This window comes from Rhodococcus sp. NPDC056960 (genome assembly GCF_042674125.1).
In the GTDB taxonomy this organism is placed as follows: domain Bacteria; phylum Actinomycetota; class Actinomycetes; order Mycobacteriales; family Mycobacteriaceae; genus Rhodococcus_F.
The window spans coordinates 70,908-90,080 of the sequence record NZ_JBHURF010000013.1 but is presented as its reverse complement, the minus strand read 5'-3'; the positions used below and the strand labels follow the sequence as shown (position 1 = coordinate 90,080).

The following is a 19,173-nucleotide window of genomic DNA, read 5'->3' as shown; positions in this document are numbered from 1 at the left end:
CACTTGCGGCGATCACCTGGGATCGCCGAACTGAGAAGGAGTGAACTCGTGACCGAGCCCACGACATGGGAAACGTTCACGCTCGAGCGGCCGGAACCCGGCATCGCCGTCGTGACGTTGAATCGCCCCGAACGGATGAACTCGATGACGAACACCATGTTCGTCGAGCTGGAGAAGGTCGCGCTGCAACTCGATCACGAGCACGACCTGCGCGTCGTGATCCTCACCGGCGCCGGGAAGGCGTTCTGCGGCGGATTCGACCTCGATGACGCCGAGGGGCTGTCGTCACTGACGCCGATGGGCATGCTGGACCAGCAGGAACTGGCGGCGCGGGCGCTCGCGGCGATCCGCAGTATCCGCGTCCCGGTGATCGCGGCCGTCAACGGCGCGGCCGCGGGCGGTGGACTGTCGCTGTCCCTCGCCGCAGACATCCGGATCGGTTCGCCGGCGGCTCGGTTCAACGCGGCGTTCGTGCGGATCGGTCTCTCGGCCGGCGATCTGGGTGCCTCCTGGCACCTGCCCCGGCTCATCGGTCCCGCCCGGGCAGCGGAGTTCGCCTTCACTGGCCGCTTCATCGAGGCGGTCGAGGCCGAGTCCCTCGGGCTGCTGAACGCGGTCGTTCCGGCCGAGTCCCTGCTCGATGAGGCGCGCGCGATGGCCCGTCTGATCTGTGCGAATTCTCCTGCCGGCGTGCAGCTGTCGAAGCGTGCGCTCCACGCGAACATGGAGGTGTCGTCGTATGCCGCCGCTCTCGAACTCGAGAACCGGGGTCAGGCACTCCTCACGCGCGGCGACGACATGCCCGAAGCCCTGGCCGCGTTCAAGGAAAAGCGCAGCCCGAAATTCACAGGACGGTGACCGGCATGACGCAGACGGAAACGCGGGAGAATACGGCGGTGCTGAGCAACTACACGCCGCCCCAGCTGGAGACCCTCACCCTCGAGGTGATCGAGGGCAAGATCGCCGTCCTCACGATCGACCGGCCCGACCGGATGAATTCGATGACCGTGAAGATGTTCGAGGAGTTCAACACCGCCGCGTACGCGTTGCGCGACACCGACGCCCGGGCGCTGATCATCCGGGGCGCGGGCGATCGGGTGTTCTGTGCCGGGTTCGATCTGGACGAGATTCACGTCATCACCGAAATGGGTGTCCGCGAGTTCCTGCGGTTCCAGGAGACCGCGACCGGTGGACTGGCGGCGCTGTACCACCTGCCGTTCCCCGTGATCGCGGCGATTCACGGCGCGGCCTCCGGGGGTGGGTTGGCTCTCGCGCTCGCCGCCGACATTCGGCTCGCGGCACCGACGGCCAAGTTGAACGCGGCGTTCGTCAAGGTCGGCCTGTCCGTGGGGGAGTTGGGCACATCGTGGAAGCTCACCCGACTGGTCGGTCCGGGCCGCGCGGCGGAGATCGCCTACACGGCGCGCTTCGTCGGCGCCGAGGAAGCGGCGAGGATCGGGTTGGTGAACCGTGTCGTGTCGAGCGAGGATCTGTTCGACGAGGCCGTCGCGGTCGCCGAGGCCATCGCATCGAACTCCCCGGGCGGAGTCCGGATGTCGAAGCGGGCTCTGCAGCGGAACCAGGAAGTGACGTCGTACTCGGCGGCCCTGGAGTTGGAGAACCGCGGCCAGGCGCTGCTCACCCGGGGCGCCGACATGCCGGAGGCGCTTGCGGCGTTCAAGGAGAAGCGGGCGCCGCGCTTCACCGGGCAGTAGGAATCAAACGAATGAAGACATGGATGGAGGCGAGCGCATGACCTGGGAATGGACACCCGACACGCTCGGTGCGCTGGAGACGTTCCTGCGCGATCGGGGCATCACCGACGGCCCGTTGACGACCTCCCGGATCGGCGACGGACATTCCAATCTCACGTTCCTCGTGTCCGACGGGGTCCGTCAGGTGATCGTCCGCCGTCCGCCGCCTCCGCCGGTTCCGCCGGGCGCCCACGACATGCTGCGGGAGGCGCGCCTCGTCGGCGGTCTCGCGGGCAGTGGCGTGCCGGTGGCGGACGTCCTCGCCGTCGGCCAGACGGGCGAGGTGCTCGACGTCCCGTTCTACGTCATGGATTACGTCGCCGGGCCGGTGGTCACCGTCGAGACCCCGTCCGCGTTGAGCGCACCTGCGGATCGGCGCCGCATCGGGGAGGCGCTGATCGACACCCTCGCCGCACTGCACGCCGTGGACTGGCAGGCCGCCGGACTGGGTGATCTCGGTCGGCCCGAGGGATTCAACGAGCGTCACCTGCGCCGCATGGGCAGGTTGGTGGCAGCCGAGGACGGGACGCCGCCGCCGGAGTTCGCGGACATCGACGCGTGGCTTGGTGCCAACGTGCCCGCCGAATCCGGTGCGGCGATCATCCACAACGACTACCGCATCGGCAACGTCATCCTCGCCCCGGATGCGCCGGGACGCATTGCCGCAGTGCTGGACTGGGAGCTCGCGACGATCGGCGATCCGCTGTTCGATCTCGGCTACTTCCTCGCGTCGTATCCGGTCGAGGGGGAACGGAGGACACCGACCGAAGACCTCGGTGTGGCGGTTCTCGAAGAGGGCTACCCGACCCGCGACGAACTGGCTCAGCGGTACGCGGCCGCCACCGGTGCCGATTTGTCGAACCTGAACTGGTACACGGCACTGGCCCTGTGGAAGCTGGCGGTGCTGTACGAATACGGGCGCCGCCGTGCCGTGACCGGAGTCGGGGACGAGTACTACAGCGACGGTGCGATGGTGCGGTCCTTCCTCGAGGCCGCTCACCGCGCGGCAGGGCTGACGTCGTCCGTGGTCTGACCTCTGTTTCGGAGCTGTCTCAGAAGGGAAGCTTGCATGGATCCGATCGGGCTGGCCACGTGGCTGCGCCGGCGCGCCGAGCGCGACGGAGATCGGCCGGCGTTGACGTTCGTCGGCGAGACCCTGTCGTTCGCGGCGCTGCAGCGGGAGATCGAAGCATTCGCGGACGTGTTGTACGGGTGCGGGATCCGCTCCGGCGACCGTGTCGCCTACGTCGGCTTCAATCACAGCCGTTTCCTCGTGGCACTGTTCGCCACCGCTCGACTCGGCGCGGTGTTCGTCCCCCTGAACTTCCGCTTCACCGGTGGCGAACTCGCACACAACATTCAGGACAGTGACGCCAGTCTGCTCATCGCGGACGACGCGCACACCGGTCCCGTCGACGAGGTGCGCGACAGGCTGGGCGTCAGGCGCTATCTGCGAACCGGTGAAACTGCCGACGGGTGGGATGGCGTCGACGACCTCCTGGCGCTTCGTCACACCCGTGTCGAGGAGGCCGCCGTCGATGCGGATTCGCCGGCTCTGATTCTGTACACCTCGGGAACGACCGGGCGACCCAAGGGTGCTGTCCTCACACACCGGAATGTCTGGACCAGCAACGTCAACTGGATGCTGGCGGTGAACTACAACGCCGAGCACGTAGCGCTCACCTCCGCACCGCTCTTCCATTCCGGTGGCATGTGTGTCATGACCCTTCCGACGCTCATGGCAGGGGGCCATGTCGTAGTCCACGAGCAGTTCGACGCGGGGGCGCTGCTCGACGACATCGAGCGGTACCGGGTGACGTCGCTGTTCATGGTGCCGGCCATGATGCTGTTCGCGAGCAAACACGAGCGCTTCGATACCGCGGACCTGTCCAGCGTCCGTATCATCGTCGCGGGTGCAGCGCCCGTGCCGGAGCCGATGCTGCGGTTGTACGGGGCGCGCGGGATTCCCGTGAGCCAGTGCTGGGGTCTGACCGAAGCCGCCACCGGTGCGACCTTCCTGGGGACGGACCGCGCTCTGGACAAGCTCGGCTCATGCGGCACGGCCGGCATGCTGAACGAAGTGCGGTTGATCGACTTCGACGGAGACGTTCTCACGACGCCGGGTGTTCGCGGCGAACTGTGCGTGCGCGGTGACACCGTGTCTCCGGGATACTGGAACCTGCCCGAGGCGACGGCCGCGGCACTGGATGCGGACGGGTGGTTCCGGACTGGTGACGTCGCCTACCAGGACGAGGACGGCTATTACTACATCGCGGACCGGCTCAAGGACATGATCATCAGCGGTGGTGAGAACGTCTACCCCGCCGAGGTCGAGAGCGTGCTGTACGGCCACCCTGCCGTCGCCGAGGTCGCGGTGATCGGGGCACCTGATGACCGCTGGGGGGAGCGGGTGGTGGCGGTCGTCGTCCCAGCGCCGGGCGCGAGACTGGAGTTGGAGGAGCTGCGGGAATTCGCCGGCGCCGAACTGGCCCGGTACAAGCTTCCCCTCGAACTGCGTATCGTGGACCTTCTCCCGCGGAACACGACCGGGAAAGTCCTCAAGCACGAGTTGCGCGCAATGAGCGGCACCGGCGCCTGACTGTTGGCACGCCGATGGTCACTCCCGGTGACACGTGACTGTCGCTGTGGTGCAGGTCTTTCCGGATTGATTGCGTCCGACTACCTGGACGACGGCGAAGGTGCGACCGCGGTAGATCACTCTGGGTGCGAAGGTGATCGGTTCGGTGCCCGGGCAGGGGCGGACGTATGCCATGGCGATCGACGTCGTCCGGAACTCGCCCTGGGGTGTCACCGCGGAGTGGCCGGCGATTTCGGATGCGCACAACAGGATCCCGCCGTGGACGTTGCCCAGCGGGTTGCGGAGTGATTCCGACGGTTCGAGTTCGAGGCCGGCGGAGGCGTTGTCCCGTCGGTGGTGAGCACCCAGCAGTTCGATGATCGAGGGCGCATTCACCCGAGGTGGGGCGATGTCGTCAAGCACCGATCTGGGCGGAAGTTCTGCGGCGACGAATCGGAGCCGGGCACTTCCGATCGCCACTACCCGTCCGGACTCGTCGACGATCCGCCCACTCGCCAGGCCCCCGTCCGGATCGACGGCGACGACTTCGCTCTCTGCGCGGAGGATCGAACCGTCGAGTGCGGGGCTGCGGGAGAAGTCGAGATGAAGCTCCGTCGTAACGGACCACTGCCCGGCCCGGGCGCGGGCGGTGATGGGGTATCCCGTCACGTCGTCCATCAGCACACCGAGGGCGCCGCGGCACGGCATCCCCAGTTCGTCGGCGAGCCACGGTCCGGTCGTCATCGTGGACGTGCCGTGGGTGGCGTCGCCGGTCACGGGTGCTACTCGAAACAGTGCTTCGGCACCGGTCGCGACGAATGGGAGTGCGGTGACGTCCTCGATGGTCATGTCCCTCCTGGACAGGCGGAGAAGGCCTGCCGACGGACGCGAGTCTCGTCGGCAGGCCTCCCTGATGCGTGTGGGTCAGACGCCGCGCTGGGCCTTGGCTGCTTCGCTGGCGGCCTTGCTCTTTTCCCGGGCGGTGGCCCAGTCTTCGTTGCTCATCGACGTCAGCCCGGCGAAAGTGCCAGGGCCGGCGAGCATTTGGCCGCCGTCCATGGCGATGGTCTGGCCGGTGAGGTAGTCGCACGCGTCGGAGAGCAGGAAGATGGTGAGGTTGGCGAGTTCCTCCATGGTGCCCATCCGGCCCATGGGCACCTGGTCGGCCTGGGTGGCGCCGACGGCACTCTTCTCGGTGGGGTTGAGCATCTCCCACGCGTAGTCCGTCGGGATCGGTCCGGGCGCCAGCGCGTTGAGGCGGATCCCGTACCGCGCCCATTCGACGGCGAGCGACATCGTCATCGAGTGCACGGCAGCCTTCGCCATCGCGGACGGGACGACGAACGCGGAGCCGCTCCACACCCAGGTGGTGAGGGTGGACAGGACGACGCCCTTGTTGCCGCCTTCGATCCAGCGGCGGCCCGCGGCGTGGGTGGTGTTGAACGACCCGTTCATCACAGTCGAGGTGACGGCCTCGAAGGCGCGGGGGCTGAGCGATTCGGTGGGGGCGATGAAGTTCGCTGCGGCGTTGTTGATCACGCCGGTCAGGGGGCCGTGCAGCGTCCAGATCTCGTCCATCGCGGACGACACCAGGTCGGCGTTGCGGACGTCGACGGTCTGCCAGTGCACCGAGCCCGGTCGGGAGACGGATGCCTCCGCGGCGGCCTCTTCGAGGACGGCGGGACGGCGGCCCCACAGGTGAACTTCCGCACCGTGGTCGACGAGGTGGCGGGCGACGCCGCGACCGAGCCCGGTGCCGCCGCCGGTGATGAGCACGCGCTTACCCGCGAGGGCGTCGGGCGCGAAGGGAGAGGTGGTCATGCGCTGGTCCTAATGGTCGGGAACGAGGGCTACAGGCCCAGGCTCTTGCTGATGATCTCGCGCTGAATCTCGTTGGTACCGCCGTAGATCGGCGGCGCCAGGGAGCGGCGGACCTGTTCCTCCATGCCGTATTCGCGGGTGTAGCCGTAGCCGCCCATCATCTGCATCGCCTCGAGTGCGGTCTTCTTTGCGATCTCGGTACACCTCAGCTTAGCCATCGAGCCCTCGCGGTTGAGGTTGTCTTCCTCGCCCGCGTCGATCCGCTCTGCGACCTCGTACACGAAGGACTTCGCGAAGGCGATGTCCGTGGCGAGATCGGCGATCCGGTGCCGGATGGCCTGGAAACTGCTGATCTTCTGGCCGAACTGCTCACGCTCGGTGACGAAGGCGATCACGTCGTCGAGTGAGCGCTGGGCGCCGCCGAGTGCCATCGCCGCGATGATGAGGCGCTCGACGCTGAGCCCCCGCATGAGGTGGCGCCACGCCCGGTTCGGCGTGCCGACGACGGCGCTCACGGGAACCGCGACGTCGGTGAAGTACAGGTCGTTGCAGGTCCGGGCCTCCATGGTCTTGATTTCGTGGATCTCGAGGCCGGGCGTATCGGTCGGCACCATGAACAGGGTCAGGCCCTGGTGTTTGCTGCCGGCGTTGTCGGTCCGGGCCAGGAGGAGGATGTGCTCGGCGATGTGGGCCGCGGAGATCCACGTCTTCTGGCCGTTGATGACGTAGTGGTCGTCGACCAGTTCCGCCTTGATCCGGACACCACCGAGGTCGGAACCCGCGCCGGGCTCGCTGAGGGCGATCGCCTCGAGCTTGCCCGCGGCCATGTTGCCGACGATGGTGCGCTTCTGCTCCTCGGTGCCGTAGCGCAAGTAGGTCTGGGCGGCCGTGAGACCGGTGGAGTAGGCGATGATGGGTGCGAGGCCGCGGGCGGATTCCTCGAGGAAGATGCATTCCTCGACCATGCCGGCGCCGCCCCCGCCGTACTCCTCCGGCAGCGAGACGGCGAGCCAGCCGAGGCCGGCGAACTTGTCGAGGATGAGGGGGCTGTTCGCCAGGGTGCCGCCCTCGGTCAACAGGTCACGTTGCTGGAGGGTCTTGCATTCGGCGTCGCAGAACTCGCGGACTGCGACCGCGAACTCTCGTTGCTCTCGGGTGAAACGCATTACGGCGTCTGCTCTCTCGCGGGAGGGGAGGGGAGGGTCTCGGGTCGAGTCAGCCGGTGAGGAGGCGGAGCGGGCACGCCCCGCCTCCTCGATCCGTCAGGCCCCGCGGAACTTGGAGAAGTCGGGCTTGCGCTTCTCGTTGAACGCGCTGATGCCCTCGATCGCCTCGGCGGACTCACCGAACAACTTGAGCGTCGAGTAGGCCATGTTGCCCTGCGCGATGAAGTGCTCGGTGTCGGCGTTGAGGGACTGCTTGAGCACCTTCAGCGACGTCGGCGACAGCTGCAAGATCTCGTCCGCCCATGCCCGGACCTCTGCCCGCAACTGGTCACCGGGCACCACCTTGTTGACCAACCCCCAGTCGAGGGCCTGCTCCGCGCTGTAGCGGCGGCAGAGGAACCAGATCTCCCGGGCGCGCTTCTCGCCGATCGCGCGGGCCAGGTAGCCGGTGCCGAGGCCGGCGTCGAACGATCCCACGCGCGGACCGTTCTGTCCGAAGATGGCGTGGTCGGCGGCGATGGACAGGTCGCACAGCAGGTGCAGCACGTGGCCGCCACCGACCGCGACACCGTTGACCGCGGCGATCACGGGCTTGGGCACATCGCGGAGTACGCGGTGCAGAGCCTCGACCTCGAACAGGCCGCTGTCGGACGGGCCGTAGTCACCCGTCTCCATGCGCTGCTTCTGGTCGCCGCCCGAGCAGAACGCCTTCTCGCCGGCGCCGGTGAGCGCGATCGCCCCGACCTCGGAGCTGCCCCAGGCCTTCTTGAACGACTTCACCAACTCGTCGACCGTCTTCGCGCGGAATGCGTTGTACCGCTCGGGCCGGTTGATCGTGATCCAGGCGAGTCCGTTCTCGACCTCGTACGTCACATCCGTGAAGTCACTCGTGAAGTCACTCATCGACCTGTTGGTCCTTTCGTGTCGCCCGCGGAACGTGAGCCCCGCGAAGTTCTTTTGGTCTTACCTTATGACGAAGGTAGCGCTGATAACGAGCGTTTTCAAGAGGGCCGGTTTAAAACTCTGTGACCTGCGATGATGGTGTGGCGTTGGTCTGCAATATCTGTTCAGGGCCTGGTTGCCGCGATCCCATCCTCTGCACAGCAGAACCTTCTGTACGTGTGTGCCCGGTCACATTAGTGTTCCGGACGTCGAGGCGACGACCGCCCGACTCACAAGGCCCAATGTCCCGGAGAGCCGTGCCATAGCGCTCCGGTCACGGCGTGTCCCGCCATGAGCGTGATAAGGAAATCATGAGTGCAACCATCCACCGGGGTCGGCAGATACCCGGACTGATCGCAGACGCCGATCGCGACGAGCCCACGCCCGACGTCATCGAGGGGCTTCGCGCGCGGTTCCCCACCGAAGCCGAATACGACAGGATGCTCACCCGCAAGATGGAGCGGCGGGCGGGGGCGGGATACCGCGCCTTCGATCTCGGACTTCTCACTGCGGCGCTCGAGAACATGCTGAGGGACGTGCTGCCGTCTTCGCGATTCGAAGTGCGGAACGCGCGGTGGCTGACGGGCGGAGCGTCGAAGATTCAGATGGGATTCGCCCTCCGGTACGACCACGCTGGGGACGGCGAGGTGACCGAGGACCTCGTTCTGCGCATGGAGCCGCCGGAGTCCCTGAACGCCACCAGCAGGATGCGGGAATTCGAGGTGATCAACGCCCTGGCAGGAACGGTGCCGGTGCCGACCGTCCGCTGGGTCGACGAGGACGGGAGGTGGTTCCCGGAGCCGGCGCTCGTCTATACCTGGGTGCACGGATCCGCGAAGCCGAGCCGCGCCCAGAGTCGGATCGCCGGCATCGGCATCAACTTCGGTCCCAAACTCCGCGACGTCCTGGCGCCGCAGTTCGTCGATCTGCTGGCGCGTATTCACACGTTCGATGCCGCGGCAGCCCCACTGGACCACTACGAGATGCCCGCGGTGGGCGGCACCGAGAGCGCCCTGTGGCAGTTGAATCGGGCGAGACGAGTGTGGGAGGAGGACAGGGGCGAAAACCTTCCGCTGCTCGATGTGGCGGAAGGCTGGCTCGAGGACAACCTGCCCGTCCTCGACCATGTCAGTCTCGTCCACGGCGACTATCGCGGTGGGAACTTCCTGTTCGACGAGGACAGCGGATCCGTCACGGCCATTCTCGACTGGGAGCGAAGCTTCCTCGGCGACCGCCACCGCGACCTGGCGTGGGCGACGCTGTACCCGTTCGGCCATCCGTCCGAGGACGGTGCGGAGTTCCTCGCGACGGGCCTGCTGCCGACCGTCGACTTCTTCGAGCAGTACGAGAGGGCATCCGGCCTCACCGTCGATCCGGACAAACTGACGTTCTACCGGATCTTGAACGAATACCAGTCCGTCGTCACAGCACTCGGCTCGGCCTATCGCGTCTCGAAGCTCGGGAAGACCCACCAGGACGTTCTGCTGACGGGACTCGAGGCGACCGGATATCTGATGGCGCATCAACTCGGCAAGGATCTCGAGGAGGTTCTCTGATGGTGAACAAGTCCGCGAACACATTCGACGCAGCCGCCCGCTCGTTACGCACGACGGTGACACCGGCGCTGGGGGAGTCGAACTCGCTGGCCACTGAGCAGGTGCGGGTCATTGCCGGCGTGCTCGACTTCTACCGCGACCGCGCGCACCACGAGTATCCGCGAAAGCTGTACGAGTTCCGAACGTATCTCGCACTGGCAGAGCGGCTCAGCGGCTACCGGGAAGTCGATCACGAGGCCCGGTCACTGCTCAAGGATGCACTCGAGGACGCGCGTACCACCGACCGGCTCACCGTCCCGGAATACGGACAACTCGACCGGGCGACGGACGAGTTGACACGAGCGATCGCGGGAATCGTCCGATCGGCGCGATCCACGGACCCGGACCTGGGCGCCGAGGTCAGCCGGATCGTGCTCGACCACTCACGACCACTCGTCGAGATGCAGCGGTCGTGGTTCCTGCCCCAGGGTGTCGATCCGGACCCGGCTGCAGTCCCGCCGCTCTGCTCCCTGCTCGGCACCGCCGCCACGTCCCGCGTCCGCTAGCCGACGCACCGTCTACCCCATGGATCAGGAGAAAACATGTCATCCGAGGTGATTTCCACCGCCCCCGACAGTACGGTCTCGACGGACATGCGTCGGCGCGCGATCTCCGCCGCCAGTTTCGGAACTTTCGTCGAGTACTACGATTTCGTCATCTACGGCTACGTGGCGACGTACATCGCGCAGGCCTTCTTTCCCACCGGGAACTCGTTCGTCAGCCTGTTGCTGACCTTCGGGGCCTTCGCCGCCAGCTTCGTGGCACGCCCCCTCGGCGCGGTGATCTTCGCGCCGTTGGGCGACCGGTACGGCAGGAGAGTCGTCCTCTCCGTCGTCATCACCCTGATGACCCTCGCCACGGCAGGCATCGGTGTGCTGCCCACGTACTACCAGATCGGTGTCGCCGCACCGGTTCTCCTGACAACGTTACGTCTCGTGCAGGGACTCTCCGCGGGCGGTGAGTACGGCGGAGCGACATCGCTCATCGCCGAATTCGCGCCGCCTGCGCGGCGGGGTTTCTTCGTCGGATTCATCTCCCTCACCGTGGGCGGGGCGATGCTGTTCGGATCGGGAACGGCGATGCTGCTGACCCGGACCTTGTCGCCCGAGGCGATGTCGTCGTGGGGGTGGCGATTGCCACTGCTGCTGTCGCTGCCGCTCGGGTTGATCGGCCTGTACATCCGCTTCCGGCTCGAGGAGACCCCGGCGTTCACCGCCCTGTCCCGGGAGGGGCGGGTGCAGAAGTCTCCGCTACTGACGACGCTGCGGCGTGACTACCGTTCGGTGCTCATCGGCATCGGTATCGCGGCGACCAACTCGTGCATGATGGCGTTGTACTTCATCTACCTGCCGTCCGCGCTGAAGGAGTTCACGGACTTCTCCGCCGCCGACGCGCAGTTGATCACGTTCGTCGGCCTGGTCGCGTATTGCGTTGCGGTGCTTCCCTTCGCGCGGTTGTCCGACCGGGTGGGCCGGATCCCGCAACTGCTCGTCTCGTCGGCCACGCTGATCGTGCTGATCTATCCGTCGCTCCTGATGCTGTCGAGCGGTGTGCTGCCCCTCGCGGTCGCCGCGATGGTGGTGGTCACGCCCGTCGTTGCCGCGAACATCGCGGCGGTGACCCCACTGCTGTCCGAGATGTTCGCGACCGACACCCGGTACACGGGACTGTCTCTCGGATGGCAGATGTCGACGACCCTCTTCGCGGGCCCCACCCCGATCATCCTGGCGGCACTCGCCGGCCTGGGCGGGGCGACCGTCCCGGCCTTCTACGCGATGGCCGTCGTCGGTCTCACCGTGATCGCGGGCATTTTCGCGGCCCGCACGGCTGCACGTTCCCGAACCCACTAGAACAATCAGAACCGAGGAATGAGAACAATGGCATTCGGCGCCGAGCATTTCGAGTATCAGAATCCCCCTGAGGCCGATCATCTGTGGGTCGAAACGATCCTGTTTCCGATCGTGATTCCGGAGGCGAATCTCTACACACTGATCTACACGAACGTGCGTCCTAGCCTCGGGGTGATGTGGAACCAGGTCATGGTCTGCGGCTCGCTCACCGACACACGAGCGGAACTGCTGCACTACAACGAGAATCCGCATCTTCCCGCGCCGGCATCGTTCACGCGGATCGATTCACCGATCGGACTGTCGATCGATGCGGTCGACGCACCGCGCAAGTTCCGCATCGACTATGTCGCCGACGACGGGACCGAGATCCATGTCGACTGGGTGAATCTCATGGACCCGTTCGACATCCACGATCCGCAGCACAGCCCACAGGCGGGCACGGCTGCCGATATCCACGCCGACCTGGGGCCGGGCGCACGCAAGGTGATCGGACACGGGGATGCCACCGGGCGTGCCACCGGCACCATGGTCGTTCGCGGCCGCGAGTACGTCGTGGACTCCATCGAACGGATGGATCGGAGTTGGGGACCACGTGACCCCATGAAGGCCGGGAAGCCGAACCACATCGTCTCGGCGACCTTCGGTGAAGACCTCGCCTTCCACATGATCTGCCCCTGGAACCCCGAGGCGGCAAATCCGGACGCCTTCCAGCTGTCGCACGGATACGTGATGGACAACGGCGAGGTCTACGGGCTCACCGACGAACTGGAGATGACCAGCACGCACCTCGGGATGGTGTGCACCGGCATCGACATGACGGTCACCGACGTGCGCGGGAAGAAGTTCTGCCTCCAGGCCACGCCGAACGTCGGGGCGCCCTGGATCGCCGCGCCGACCGCGATGGTGCACAACGCCCTGATGCGGTGGACCTGCGCGGACCGCGACGGGTACGGGGTGGTAATGAGTACCCGGCACCTGTCCGAGTTGAACAGGAACTTCGGCCGGTTCCAGGCCGACACGCGCGGATTTGTCTCCGTCTGAACGTCCTTCTCGGATGCTGCGACGCCGGACTATCATCCCGGTATGAAGACGAGGCCGATCAGTAAGCCGACTTACATGATCGAGTCCGTGCACAATGCTCTTCAGCTCCTCAATGCAGTCCGCGACCACGGCAGCCTCCGGTTGAAGGACGCCGCCGAGGAGATCGGGGTTGCCGAGTCGACCGCCCACCGGTTGCTCGCCATGCTGATCTACCACGGCTTCGTCGTCCAGGACGAATCGCGGCGGTACCTTCCGGGACCCTCGATGGGAGTCGGACCCACTCGATCGTCCTGGACCCGGACATTCCGCGACGCCTGCCTCGACTCGATGCGCGAACTGTCCGCTCTGACAGGCGAGACGGTGAACCTCGTCGTGCGGACCGGGGTCGAATCCCGGGTGATCGGAGCCGTCGAGTCGGAGAAACTACTCAGGGTCGGCAATCGCCAGGGGCATGTTCCACCTGCCCGCACGTCGGCCGGCGGCCGAGTGCTGCTGGCGCAACTCGACGACAGTGCACTCGCCGACTTGTACCAGTCGGACCATGCACTGTCGGCCGACCGACTGGCGCGTGCGGAGTTCGCCCTGTTGCGTCGAGAATTGCGAGCTGTGGTCGAGAGAGGCTACGCGACAGCGGTAGACACGGTCGAGTCCGGGTTGTCGTCCGTCGCGGTCTGCCTCCGCAACGGCGAGGGTGTCGCTCTCGGCGCCCTGGTCGTCGCGCTACCGACAACCCGCCTCCAGGCCGGGATGGAGTCGGGACTCCTCGCCCAGATACGCAGGGCGGCAGCGGGAATAGAGTCTCGTATTCGTGACCTGAGGCCGTCCGACACCCTATGAGTCGGGGTCGCGGTGACGGCATCCGGCACTACTTTTCCGCACACGCGCACCTTCTCGACCTCCGTAGCGAGTGCGGGAAACCGAGAAGGTGCGCGTGTGCCCCGGACAGGCGGAATGCCGCTCAGGACCGGGCCCGGACGCGGATGCCCATGGCCCCGCACACGGGGGCGGGCCAGTCGACGTCGGTGCGGGCGAGTTCCCGGTCGACCGCGGCGGCGACGTCGTCCGCGAAGGGCACGACGCGTCGGCTGGTGAGGTCGACGTGGGTGGCGGTGACCTCGAGGGTGCTGGCGAGGCGTTCGGTGGTGTCGTCGACGAGGAAGGCCATGGCGTGCACGACCTTGTCGGAACGTTCGACGATCCGCGCGTGCACGGACACCCGGTCGCCGACGTGGACCTCCGCGTAGTAGCGGATGTGATGCTCCGCGGTGAAGAAGCCCTGGCCGCGCGTGGCGCGGTAGTCGTCGGTGATGCCCATCCGGTCGAACACCTCCGCGATGGCCTGCGCCTCGAGGTCGAAGTAGTGGCGGATGTTCATGTGGCCGTTCTCGTCCTCGTAGGCGGACGGAATGAGCACCGGCCCGCACTCGCGGGGTAGTGCGACCATCTGGAGGTAGGAGGGAATTCCGGCTGGTATCGTCATCGATCCATCATAACGATCGTTCACAACCGGTGCTAGAATGCAGCGGTGGACCGGAACCGGAAGATCCTCGACACTGCCGCAGAGCTGTTCTACGAAAAAGGCTTTCACGGTACGAGTGTCGATGAACTGGGGTCCCGTGCCGGCCTGAGCGGTCCCGCCATCTATCGACATTTCGCGGGCAAGGACGAGATCCTGGCCACCCTGTTCGACGAGGCGATGGACGAGTTGATAGGCGCCACCGAACCGGTGCTCGAGGATGCGGACGACGATCTGCGGCGGATGATCCGCCACCACGCCCTCTTTGCGGCCCGGCACCGCCATCTCGTGAACGTCAGCCAACGTGAGGACCGGTCGCTGGTCGATCCGTGGCGTAAGGCGATCAATCGCCGGCGCAAGCAGTACGTCCAGGGCTGGGAGGCCGCGGTGGCGCGGTCGATCCCCGCCGCGTCCCCGGCGGAGGTGTCGGTGGCCACCCAGTCGTGCCTGGGCATGATCTTCTCGATCGCGTACTGGCCCGCCAAGGTGACACGCACGGCGGGGCTGGCCGACCACATGGTCCGGATGGCCAGCGAGGGCCTCGACGCCTTCCGCGAATAGCGCACTGCCCCTGCACCTGTCGGCAGGTGCAGGGGCAGTGACGGCGCCGGCCTACGCCGCGATGCTGGCGCGGTACGTGTAGGACGACGACCGCGACAGGGCGAACTCGAAGATCCCGTACCCGGTCTGCCCATCCCAGTCGAACGTGCAGCACCGGTCGGTCAGGGCCGAGTCGAGAGTCTTCGGCCCCACGGTCCCGTCCAGTGGGTAGACGTCGAACTCCTCGAAGTCGCGGCCACGGACCTTGCCGTGGTGCCCACCGTAGCCGCCGCCCGCCATGAAGCCACCGCCGGCCGAGGCGTCCGCATCGACCCGGTAGGTGGCGCCGCCGGCCGTCACGACCTCCACGGTGCCGGAGACGAGGTCGTTGCCCGAGGTGAACACCAGGTCGTGGCGGACGTCGGTGATGTCGTCGAGGCGGCCGTCGTCGTGCATGACGGCGCCCTCCAGCAGGATCCGTCCGCCGTCACGATCCTCGACGAGCAGGAATCCGAACGTGCGGTCCGGGAACTGGGCCTGGTACCAGATGTGCAGACCCTGACCGCCGGACATCGTGCGCACGCCGCGCGAGCGGTCGCGCAGTCCGTACCAGCCCGCGACGTCGGTGGTTGCCCCGTCCAGTGTCAGCTTGCCTTCGTAGCGGCCGGGTTGGAAGAGGTGATCGAAGGCGGTGGCGTTGCCGTCGGTGTTCTCGACCTCGACCGAACCGAGCCAGTAGGGTGCCCGGGCGTGCCAGAAGAGTTCGAGCTCGAGTCCGGTTCTGTTCCGGCCCAGTTCGATTCGCCAGATCTTGTTGTCCTCCACGGTTTCCCACTTCAACGGTCCGACGGAGGCGCCGTCGGTGTCGGAGTGCTCGGTGGAGAAGCGGAGATTGCGCTGTTCGGACGCCGTGGTGAGGACGACGAAACCGTCCACGACGTTCCGCGGCGCGTAGACCCCCGCGCCGAGGATCACCGACGGTGCAGCGGCTCCGTCCGGGTGGAGATTGAACATGAACCGGTCGAAGAATTTCTCCGGCATGTCCTCGGTGGTGCGCGTCACCAGGGCGTCGTGAAATCCGTCGGTCATACGTGCTCCTTCTGTTCTACGGTCACATTGTCGGCGCCGATCTCGCGGTGGTCCAGCGCGAAGCGGTAGGAACCCATCATCAGCAGGCATGCGATGCCGATGGCGACCAGGACGATGATCGGCAGCGCGCCGGCACTGTAGGAACCGGTGGCGCTGTAGACCTGTCCGAGCAGGAAGATGCCGAATGCCGACCCCTGCGCGTACAGGAAGTAGATGAATCCCAGCACCCGGCCGTAGGAATGCTTGGGGAAGTACCGGCTCACCATGTACGCGGCCAGATCACCCTCGGAACCCAGCCCCAGACCGATGAGGGCGGCGCCGACGAACAGCAGTCCGGTCTGCGACGACGTGATCATGAGGAAGACCCCGACCCCGCACAGGGCGAAGATGATCGAGCCGATCACGGGGGCGTAGAACCGGTCCAGCAGGTAGCCGACCAGCAGACGGGCGCCGACCGACGCGAGGCTCAGGACCGACAGGATGGAGACGGCGGTGCCCTGGCTGATGCCCTTGTCCGTGGTCATGGGCACGATCTGCGACATCAGGCCGAACGTCGCCGACGACACGAAGAAGATGGCGACGGACAGCAGCCAGAACTGCCGGTACTTCCTCGCGACGGTCAGCAGCGACTCGCCGGCCATCCGGCCCTGCAGACGCGCGGCGACGCGCTCGGCCTCGTGTTCGGCCGGCATGCGGGTGACGAAGGCGTAGACGGAGGCCGGGATCACCGTGCACAGGGCGCCGATGACCAGGAACGCCAGGCGCCATCCGCCGACGCCGAGCATCCAGTTGGCCAGATACGGCATGAGCACACCGCACGAGCCGAGGCCGGCCATGAGGATGCCCAGCGCCATGCCGCGACGGTCCTGGAACCATGCACTCACGACGGTCGAGTGCGCCACCGGGTTCACGGCGCCCGCTCCGGCACCGATCACCACACAGAGTAGGTAGAAGACGAGTTGGTTGTTCGGCAGCGCGGCCATCAGCATGAGGCCGATTCCGAAGGCCAGCGACATCGGAACCGAGGGAATCTTGGGCCCGTACCGGTCGATGAGGAAGCCCAGGATGACGATGCTGATACCCACCAGCACCGTTTCGATGGACAGGCCGTTGCTGATGACGCTTCGTTCCCAGCCGAACTCCTGGGTCATGGGCTTGCCCAGGATGTTGAACAGGACGTTGACCGCTGTCGTGCCGAACAGCAGAGTCACGAAGCCTGTGACGACGTACCACCAGCGGTTCAGGTGCCGCGTGGACGCTGTGCTCATGGGAGCTCCTGTCGATCGATGTCGATGGTCGGACAGTGGACTTGGGGGTGCGGGCGAGCCACCGGAGTGGCGCTCGTCACAGCATGAGAGCATATGGACAGGCCAAATGCAAAGGACAGACCAAACGGCATCAGGCGGTTCCCACAGTCGTCCCCCTCGGTGCGCCGAAGTCGAACATCCTGCTCGCGATGCGGCGCAGCTGGAGCTCGTCGGTGCCCTCGGTGATGCGATAGCGACGGTGGTGGCGGTAGATGTGCTCGAACTGCTTGTGGCGGGTGTAGCCGACGCCGCCGTGGATCTGGATCGCGCGGTCGGCGGCCCGGCACGCGAGCTGGTTGCTGCGCAGGTTCACCATCGCGACCTTGTCGGTGACGGCCGTCTTCCCGAGCTCGTCCATCATCGCCGCGGTCTTGTAGATGGTGTTGCGGATCAGCTCGGCGTCGGTCTGCAGTTCCACCAGCTGCCACTGGACGCCCTGATGTTCATGCAGCGGTTTGCCGAAGACCACCCGTTCCTGCGCGTACCGCACACTCTCGTCGATGCAGTACTGCGTGGCGCCGAGCGACGACGCCGCCTGCCGGATGCGGTTCTCGTGGACGAACAACTGCGCGCAGTCGAGTCCGCGGCCGACCTCGCCGACCACGGCGCTCGCGGGGACCCGCACGTCGTCGAGATGCACCTCCGAATGATCGCTGGGCATATTGAACGTCCAGTGGTTGAACGGCACCGAGAAACCGGGCGAGTCCGTGGGGACGAGGAACGCGGTGATCCCATCCGCCTTGCCTGCCTGCCCGGACGTGCGCGCGAACACGAGGTCGACCTCGGAACAGTCGACGAGGCTGTTGAAGCGCTTCGCCCCGGTGATGACCCAGTCGTCGCCGTCGCGTCGGGCCGTCGTCTCGAGGTAGGTCGCGTCGCTGCCGTGTCCCGGCTCGGTGAGCCCGAACGCGATCTCGATGTCACCGCGGATCAGCGGTTCGAGGTACTGCTCCTGCTGCTCGGGAGTGCCGTATTCGTGCAGCACGAGGGCGAGGGGGAGATTCGCGACCACCGACGCCTCGTCGGAATGGGGAAAGTGCAGACCCGAGCCGCGGGTGAGAAGGCTCTCGCGGACGACGGCCATCGCGAGGTTGCTGCCGTCGTTGCCGCCGAGCGCACGGGGCAGCGGAAACCGGAAGAAGCCGGCGGCGTCGGATCGGCGTCGCGCCTCGAGCAGCAACTCGCGCCATTCCTGCTTCGGAAACCCGTCCCGGTCCCAGTCGGTGCGGGCGTACTCGCGGCGGTGGTCGAAGAACTGAGGGTGCTTGGCCTCGAGCGGTGCGATCTCGCGGTCGATGAACGCGTCGAGGTCGGTGACGAACTGCTGCACGTCGTCGGGAATGGTCCAGTCCATGGGGCGTCCTCCGATTCGGGTACCGATCTGTCGGACGGTAGGGAGCCCACGGGGCGCGCGGCCACGACATCGCCGCCGCGCACTGTTGATTTCTCCAGTGCCGGATCTCCGGTGCCTGTCGAGCAGGTGGTTTGCCGTGGTTGCATGCGGACATGCTGAAGTTGAACGGAATCGACGAGCTGGTCGCGAGGGTCGGCACCGACCTCGGCACTACGGACTGGTACGACGTGACCCAGGACCGCATCACGGCGTTCGCGCACGACACCGAGGACTTCGAGAGAATCCACCTCGACCCCGAGCGGGGCCGGGAGGCCGGATTCGGCGGCACGATCGCCCACGGGATGTACACACTCTCGCTCGGGCCGAAGTTCCTCTACGAGATCTTCGAGATGAACGGGCACTCGCTGGGACTCAATTACGGGTTCGACACGGTGCGGTTCCTGAACCCGGTCCGGGTCGGTGCACGGATCCGCATGACGGCGCGACTGCAGGATTCGCGGCCCATCGACGGCGGAATCCGGTTCACAATCCGGCAGACCTTCCAGATCGACGGCCACGACACACCCGCCTGCGTCGCCGACGCGGTCGTGGCCTACTTCCACTGAACACGAGGAGAGTGA

General features: G+C 66.4%; 19 protein-coding genes. 11 read left to right on the top strand and 8 right to left on the bottom strand.

What is annotated here, in order from left to right; genetic code table 11:
• The first annotated feature begins 48 nt into the window (after window positions 1-48).
• The 4 genes from ACFTWF_RS21470 to ACFTWF_RS21455 are packed head-to-tail and all read left to right on the top strand — an operon-like array spanning window position 49 to window position 4,353.
• The gene (locus ACFTWF_RS21470; protein WP_378463199.1) at window positions 49-858 is read left to right on the top strand and encodes an enoyl-CoA hydratase/isomerase family protein; all 810 of its coding nucleotides are present in this window, start codon (window positions 49-51) and stop codon (window positions 856-858) included.
• A 5-nt stretch (window positions 859-863) separates the two neighbouring features.
• Complete coding sequence (locus ACFTWF_RS21465; protein WP_378463198.1) at window positions 864-1,715, top strand: enoyl-CoA hydratase/isomerase family protein; 852 nt, start codon at window positions 864-866, stop codon at window positions 1,713-1,715.
• A 37-nt stretch (window positions 1,716-1,752) separates the two neighbouring features.
• Window positions 1,753-2,787, top strand: coding sequence for a phosphotransferase family protein (locus ACFTWF_RS21460; RefSeq protein WP_378463197.1), 1,035 nt, complete (start codon window positions 1,753-1,755; stop codon window positions 2,785-2,787).
• Between the two features lie 36 nt (window positions 2,788-2,823).
• Window positions 2,824-4,353, top strand: coding sequence for a long-chain fatty acid--CoA ligase (locus ACFTWF_RS21455; protein ID WP_378463196.1), 1,530 nt, complete (start codon window positions 2,824-2,826; stop codon window positions 4,351-4,353).
• 18 nt (window positions 4,354-4,371) lie between these two features.
• Here the strand turns inward: ACFTWF_RS21455 and ACFTWF_RS21450 are convergent, their stop codons facing one another.
• From ACFTWF_RS21450 to ACFTWF_RS21435, 4 genes are all read right to left on the bottom strand, one after another.
• Entirely contained in the window at window positions 4,372-5,181 is an 810-nt protein-coding gene (locus ACFTWF_RS21450) for a PaaI family thioesterase (RefSeq protein WP_378463195.1), read from the bottom strand.
• Window positions 5,182-5,256: 75 nt separating this feature from the next.
• Window positions 5,257-6,153 (bottom strand): SDR family oxidoreductase, encoded by an 897-nt coding sequence (locus tag ACFTWF_RS21445; protein ID WP_378463194.1) that lies wholly within the window; start codon window positions 6,151-6,153, stop codon window positions 5,257-5,259.
• 29 nt (window positions 6,154-6,182) lie between these two features.
• Window positions 6,183-7,319: an acyl-CoA dehydrogenase family protein gene (locus tag ACFTWF_RS21440; protein ID WP_378463193.1), complete on the bottom strand. Its 1,137-nt coding sequence runs from the start codon at window positions 7,317-7,319 to the stop codon at window positions 6,183-6,185.
• A gap of 96 nt (window positions 7,320-7,415) precedes the next feature.
• Window positions 7,416-8,222 (bottom strand): enoyl-CoA hydratase-related protein, encoded by an 807-nt coding sequence (locus ACFTWF_RS21435; protein ID WP_144285040.1) that lies wholly within the window; start codon window positions 8,220-8,222, stop codon window positions 7,416-7,418.
• 350 nt (window positions 8,223-8,572) lie between these two features.
• Here ACFTWF_RS21435 and ACFTWF_RS21430 point away from each other — a divergent pair, with 350 nt between their 5' ends.
• From ACFTWF_RS21430 to ACFTWF_RS21410, 5 genes are all read left to right on the top strand, one after another.
• Entirely contained in the window at window positions 8,573-9,817 is a 1,245-nt protein-coding gene (locus tag ACFTWF_RS21430; RefSeq protein WP_378463192.1) for a phosphotransferase family protein, read from the top strand.
• Window positions 9,817-10,362, top strand: a complete 546-nt coding sequence (locus ACFTWF_RS21425) for a hypothetical protein (protein ID WP_378463191.1) — start codon at window positions 9,817-9,819, stop codon at window positions 10,360-10,362. Before ACFTWF_RS21430 ends, ACFTWF_RS21425 begins: the two co-directional genes overlap by 1 nt.
• A gap of 36 nt (window positions 10,363-10,398) precedes the next feature.
• Window positions 10,399-11,706, top strand: coding sequence for an MFS transporter (locus ACFTWF_RS21420; protein ID WP_378463190.1), 1,308 nt, complete (start codon window positions 10,399-10,401; stop codon window positions 11,704-11,706).
• A gap of 18 nt (window positions 11,707-11,724) precedes the next feature.
• Window positions 11,725-12,747: a hypothetical protein gene (locus ACFTWF_RS21415; RefSeq protein WP_378463189.1), complete on the top strand. Its 1,023-nt coding sequence runs from the start codon at window positions 11,725-11,727 to the stop codon at window positions 12,745-12,747.
• 75 nt (window positions 12,748-12,822) lie between these two features.
• Window positions 12,823-13,584, top strand: a complete 762-nt coding sequence (locus ACFTWF_RS21410; protein WP_378463188.1) for an IclR family transcriptional regulator — start codon at window positions 12,823-12,825, stop codon at window positions 13,582-13,584.
• A 121-nt stretch (window positions 13,585-13,705) separates the two neighbouring features.
• Here the strand turns inward: ACFTWF_RS21410 and ACFTWF_RS21405 are convergent, their stop codons facing one another.
• Window positions 13,706-14,227, bottom strand: a complete 522-nt coding sequence (locus ACFTWF_RS21405; RefSeq protein ID WP_378463187.1) for a thioesterase family protein — start codon at window positions 14,225-14,227, stop codon at window positions 13,706-13,708.
• 45 nt (window positions 14,228-14,272) lie between these two features.
• Here ACFTWF_RS21405 and ACFTWF_RS21400 point away from each other — a divergent pair, with 45 nt between their 5' ends.
• Window positions 14,273-14,824, top strand: coding sequence for a TetR/AcrR family transcriptional regulator (locus ACFTWF_RS21400; RefSeq protein ID WP_378463186.1), 552 nt, complete (start codon window positions 14,273-14,275; stop codon window positions 14,822-14,824).
• Between the two features lie 51 nt (window positions 14,825-14,875).
• On the opposite strand, the gene ACFTWF_RS21395 is transcribed toward ACFTWF_RS21400, so the two are convergent.
• The 3 genes from ACFTWF_RS21395 to ACFTWF_RS21385 form a co-directional block, all read right to left on the bottom strand.
• Complete coding sequence (locus ACFTWF_RS21395) at window positions 14,876-15,892, bottom strand: hypothetical protein (RefSeq protein ID WP_378463185.1); 1,017 nt, start codon at window positions 15,890-15,892, stop codon at window positions 14,876-14,878.
• Window positions 15,889-17,160, bottom strand: coding sequence for an MFS transporter (locus ACFTWF_RS21390; RefSeq protein ID WP_378463184.1), 1,272 nt, complete (start codon window positions 17,158-17,160; stop codon window positions 15,889-15,891). The genes ACFTWF_RS21395 and ACFTWF_RS21390 overlap by 4 nt, the downstream gene beginning before the upstream one ends.
• A gap of 130 nt (window positions 17,161-17,290) precedes the next feature.
• A complete protein-coding gene (locus ACFTWF_RS21385; RefSeq protein WP_378463183.1) occupies window positions 17,291-18,553 on the bottom strand; it encodes an acyl-CoA dehydrogenase family protein in 1,263 nt (420 codons plus the stop codon).
• Window positions 18,554-18,705: 152 nt separating this feature from the next.
• On the opposite strand from ACFTWF_RS21385, the gene ACFTWF_RS21380 reads away from it, so the two are divergent.
• On the top strand, window positions 18,706-19,158 hold the full coding sequence (locus ACFTWF_RS21380; protein ID WP_378463182.1) for a MaoC family dehydratase: 453 nt from the start codon (window positions 18,706-18,708) through the stop codon (window positions 19,156-19,158).
• Window positions 19,159-19,173: the final 15 nt, after the last annotated feature.

Excerpts from the sequence above, each read along its gene's own strand:
- ACFTWF_RS21425 (WP_378463191.1), top strand. The coding sequence starts at position 9,817 with ATGGTGAACAAGTCCGCGAACACATTCGACGCAGCCGCCCGCTCGTTA.
- ACFTWF_RS21405 (WP_378463187.1), bottom strand. The coding sequence starts at position 14,227 with ATGACGATACCAGCCGGAATTCCCTCCTACCTCCAGATGGTCGCACTA.
- ACFTWF_RS21445 (WP_378463194.1), bottom strand. The coding sequence starts at position 6,153 with ATGACCACCTCTCCCTTCGCGCCCGACGCCCTCGCGGGTAAGCGCGTG.
- ACFTWF_RS21455 (WP_378463196.1), top strand. The coding sequence starts at position 2,824 with ATGGATCCGATCGGGCTGGCCACGTGGCTGCGCCGGCGCGCCGAGCGC.
- ACFTWF_RS21395 (WP_378463185.1), bottom strand. The coding sequence starts at position 15,892 with ATGACCGACGGATTTCACGACGCCCTGGTGACGCGCACCACCGAGGAC.
- ACFTWF_RS21430 (WP_378463192.1), top strand. The coding sequence starts at position 8,573 with ATGAGTGCAACCATCCACCGGGGTCGGCAGATACCCGGACTGATCGCA.
- ACFTWF_RS21450 (WP_378463195.1), bottom strand. The coding sequence starts at position 5,181 with ATGACCATCGAGGACGTCACCGCACTCCCATTCGTCGCGACCGGTGCC.
- ACFTWF_RS21390 (WP_378463184.1), bottom strand. The coding sequence starts at position 17,160 with ATGAGCACAGCGTCCACGCGGCACCTGAACCGCTGGTGGTACGTCGTC.
- ACFTWF_RS21420 (WP_378463190.1), top strand. The coding sequence starts at position 10,399 with ATGTCATCCGAGGTGATTTCCACCGCCCCCGACAGTACGGTCTCGACG.
- ACFTWF_RS21435 (WP_144285040.1), bottom strand. The coding sequence starts at position 8,222 with ATGAGTGACTTCACGAGTGACTTCACGGATGTGACGTACGAGGTCGAG.
- ACFTWF_RS21380 (WP_378463182.1), top strand. The coding sequence starts at position 18,706 with ATGCTGAAGTTGAACGGAATCGACGAGCTGGTCGCGAGGGTCGGCACC.
- ACFTWF_RS21385 (WP_378463183.1), bottom strand. The coding sequence starts at position 18,553 with ATGGACTGGACCATTCCCGACGACGTGCAGCAGTTCGTCACCGACCTC.
- ACFTWF_RS21465 (WP_378463198.1), top strand. The coding sequence starts at position 864 with ATGACGCAGACGGAAACGCGGGAGAATACGGCGGTGCTGAGCAACTAC.
- ACFTWF_RS21440 (WP_378463193.1), bottom strand. The coding sequence starts at position 7,319 with ATGCGTTTCACCCGAGAGCAACGAGAGTTCGCGGTCGCAGTCCGCGAG.
- ACFTWF_RS21460 (WP_378463197.1), top strand. The coding sequence starts at position 1,753 with ATGACCTGGGAATGGACACCCGACACGCTCGGTGCGCTGGAGACGTTC.
- ACFTWF_RS21415 (WP_378463189.1), top strand. The coding sequence starts at position 11,725 with ATGAGAACAATGGCATTCGGCGCCGAGCATTTCGAGTATCAGAATCCC.
- ACFTWF_RS21410 (WP_378463188.1), top strand. The coding sequence starts at position 12,823 with ATGATCGAGTCCGTGCACAATGCTCTTCAGCTCCTCAATGCAGTCCGC.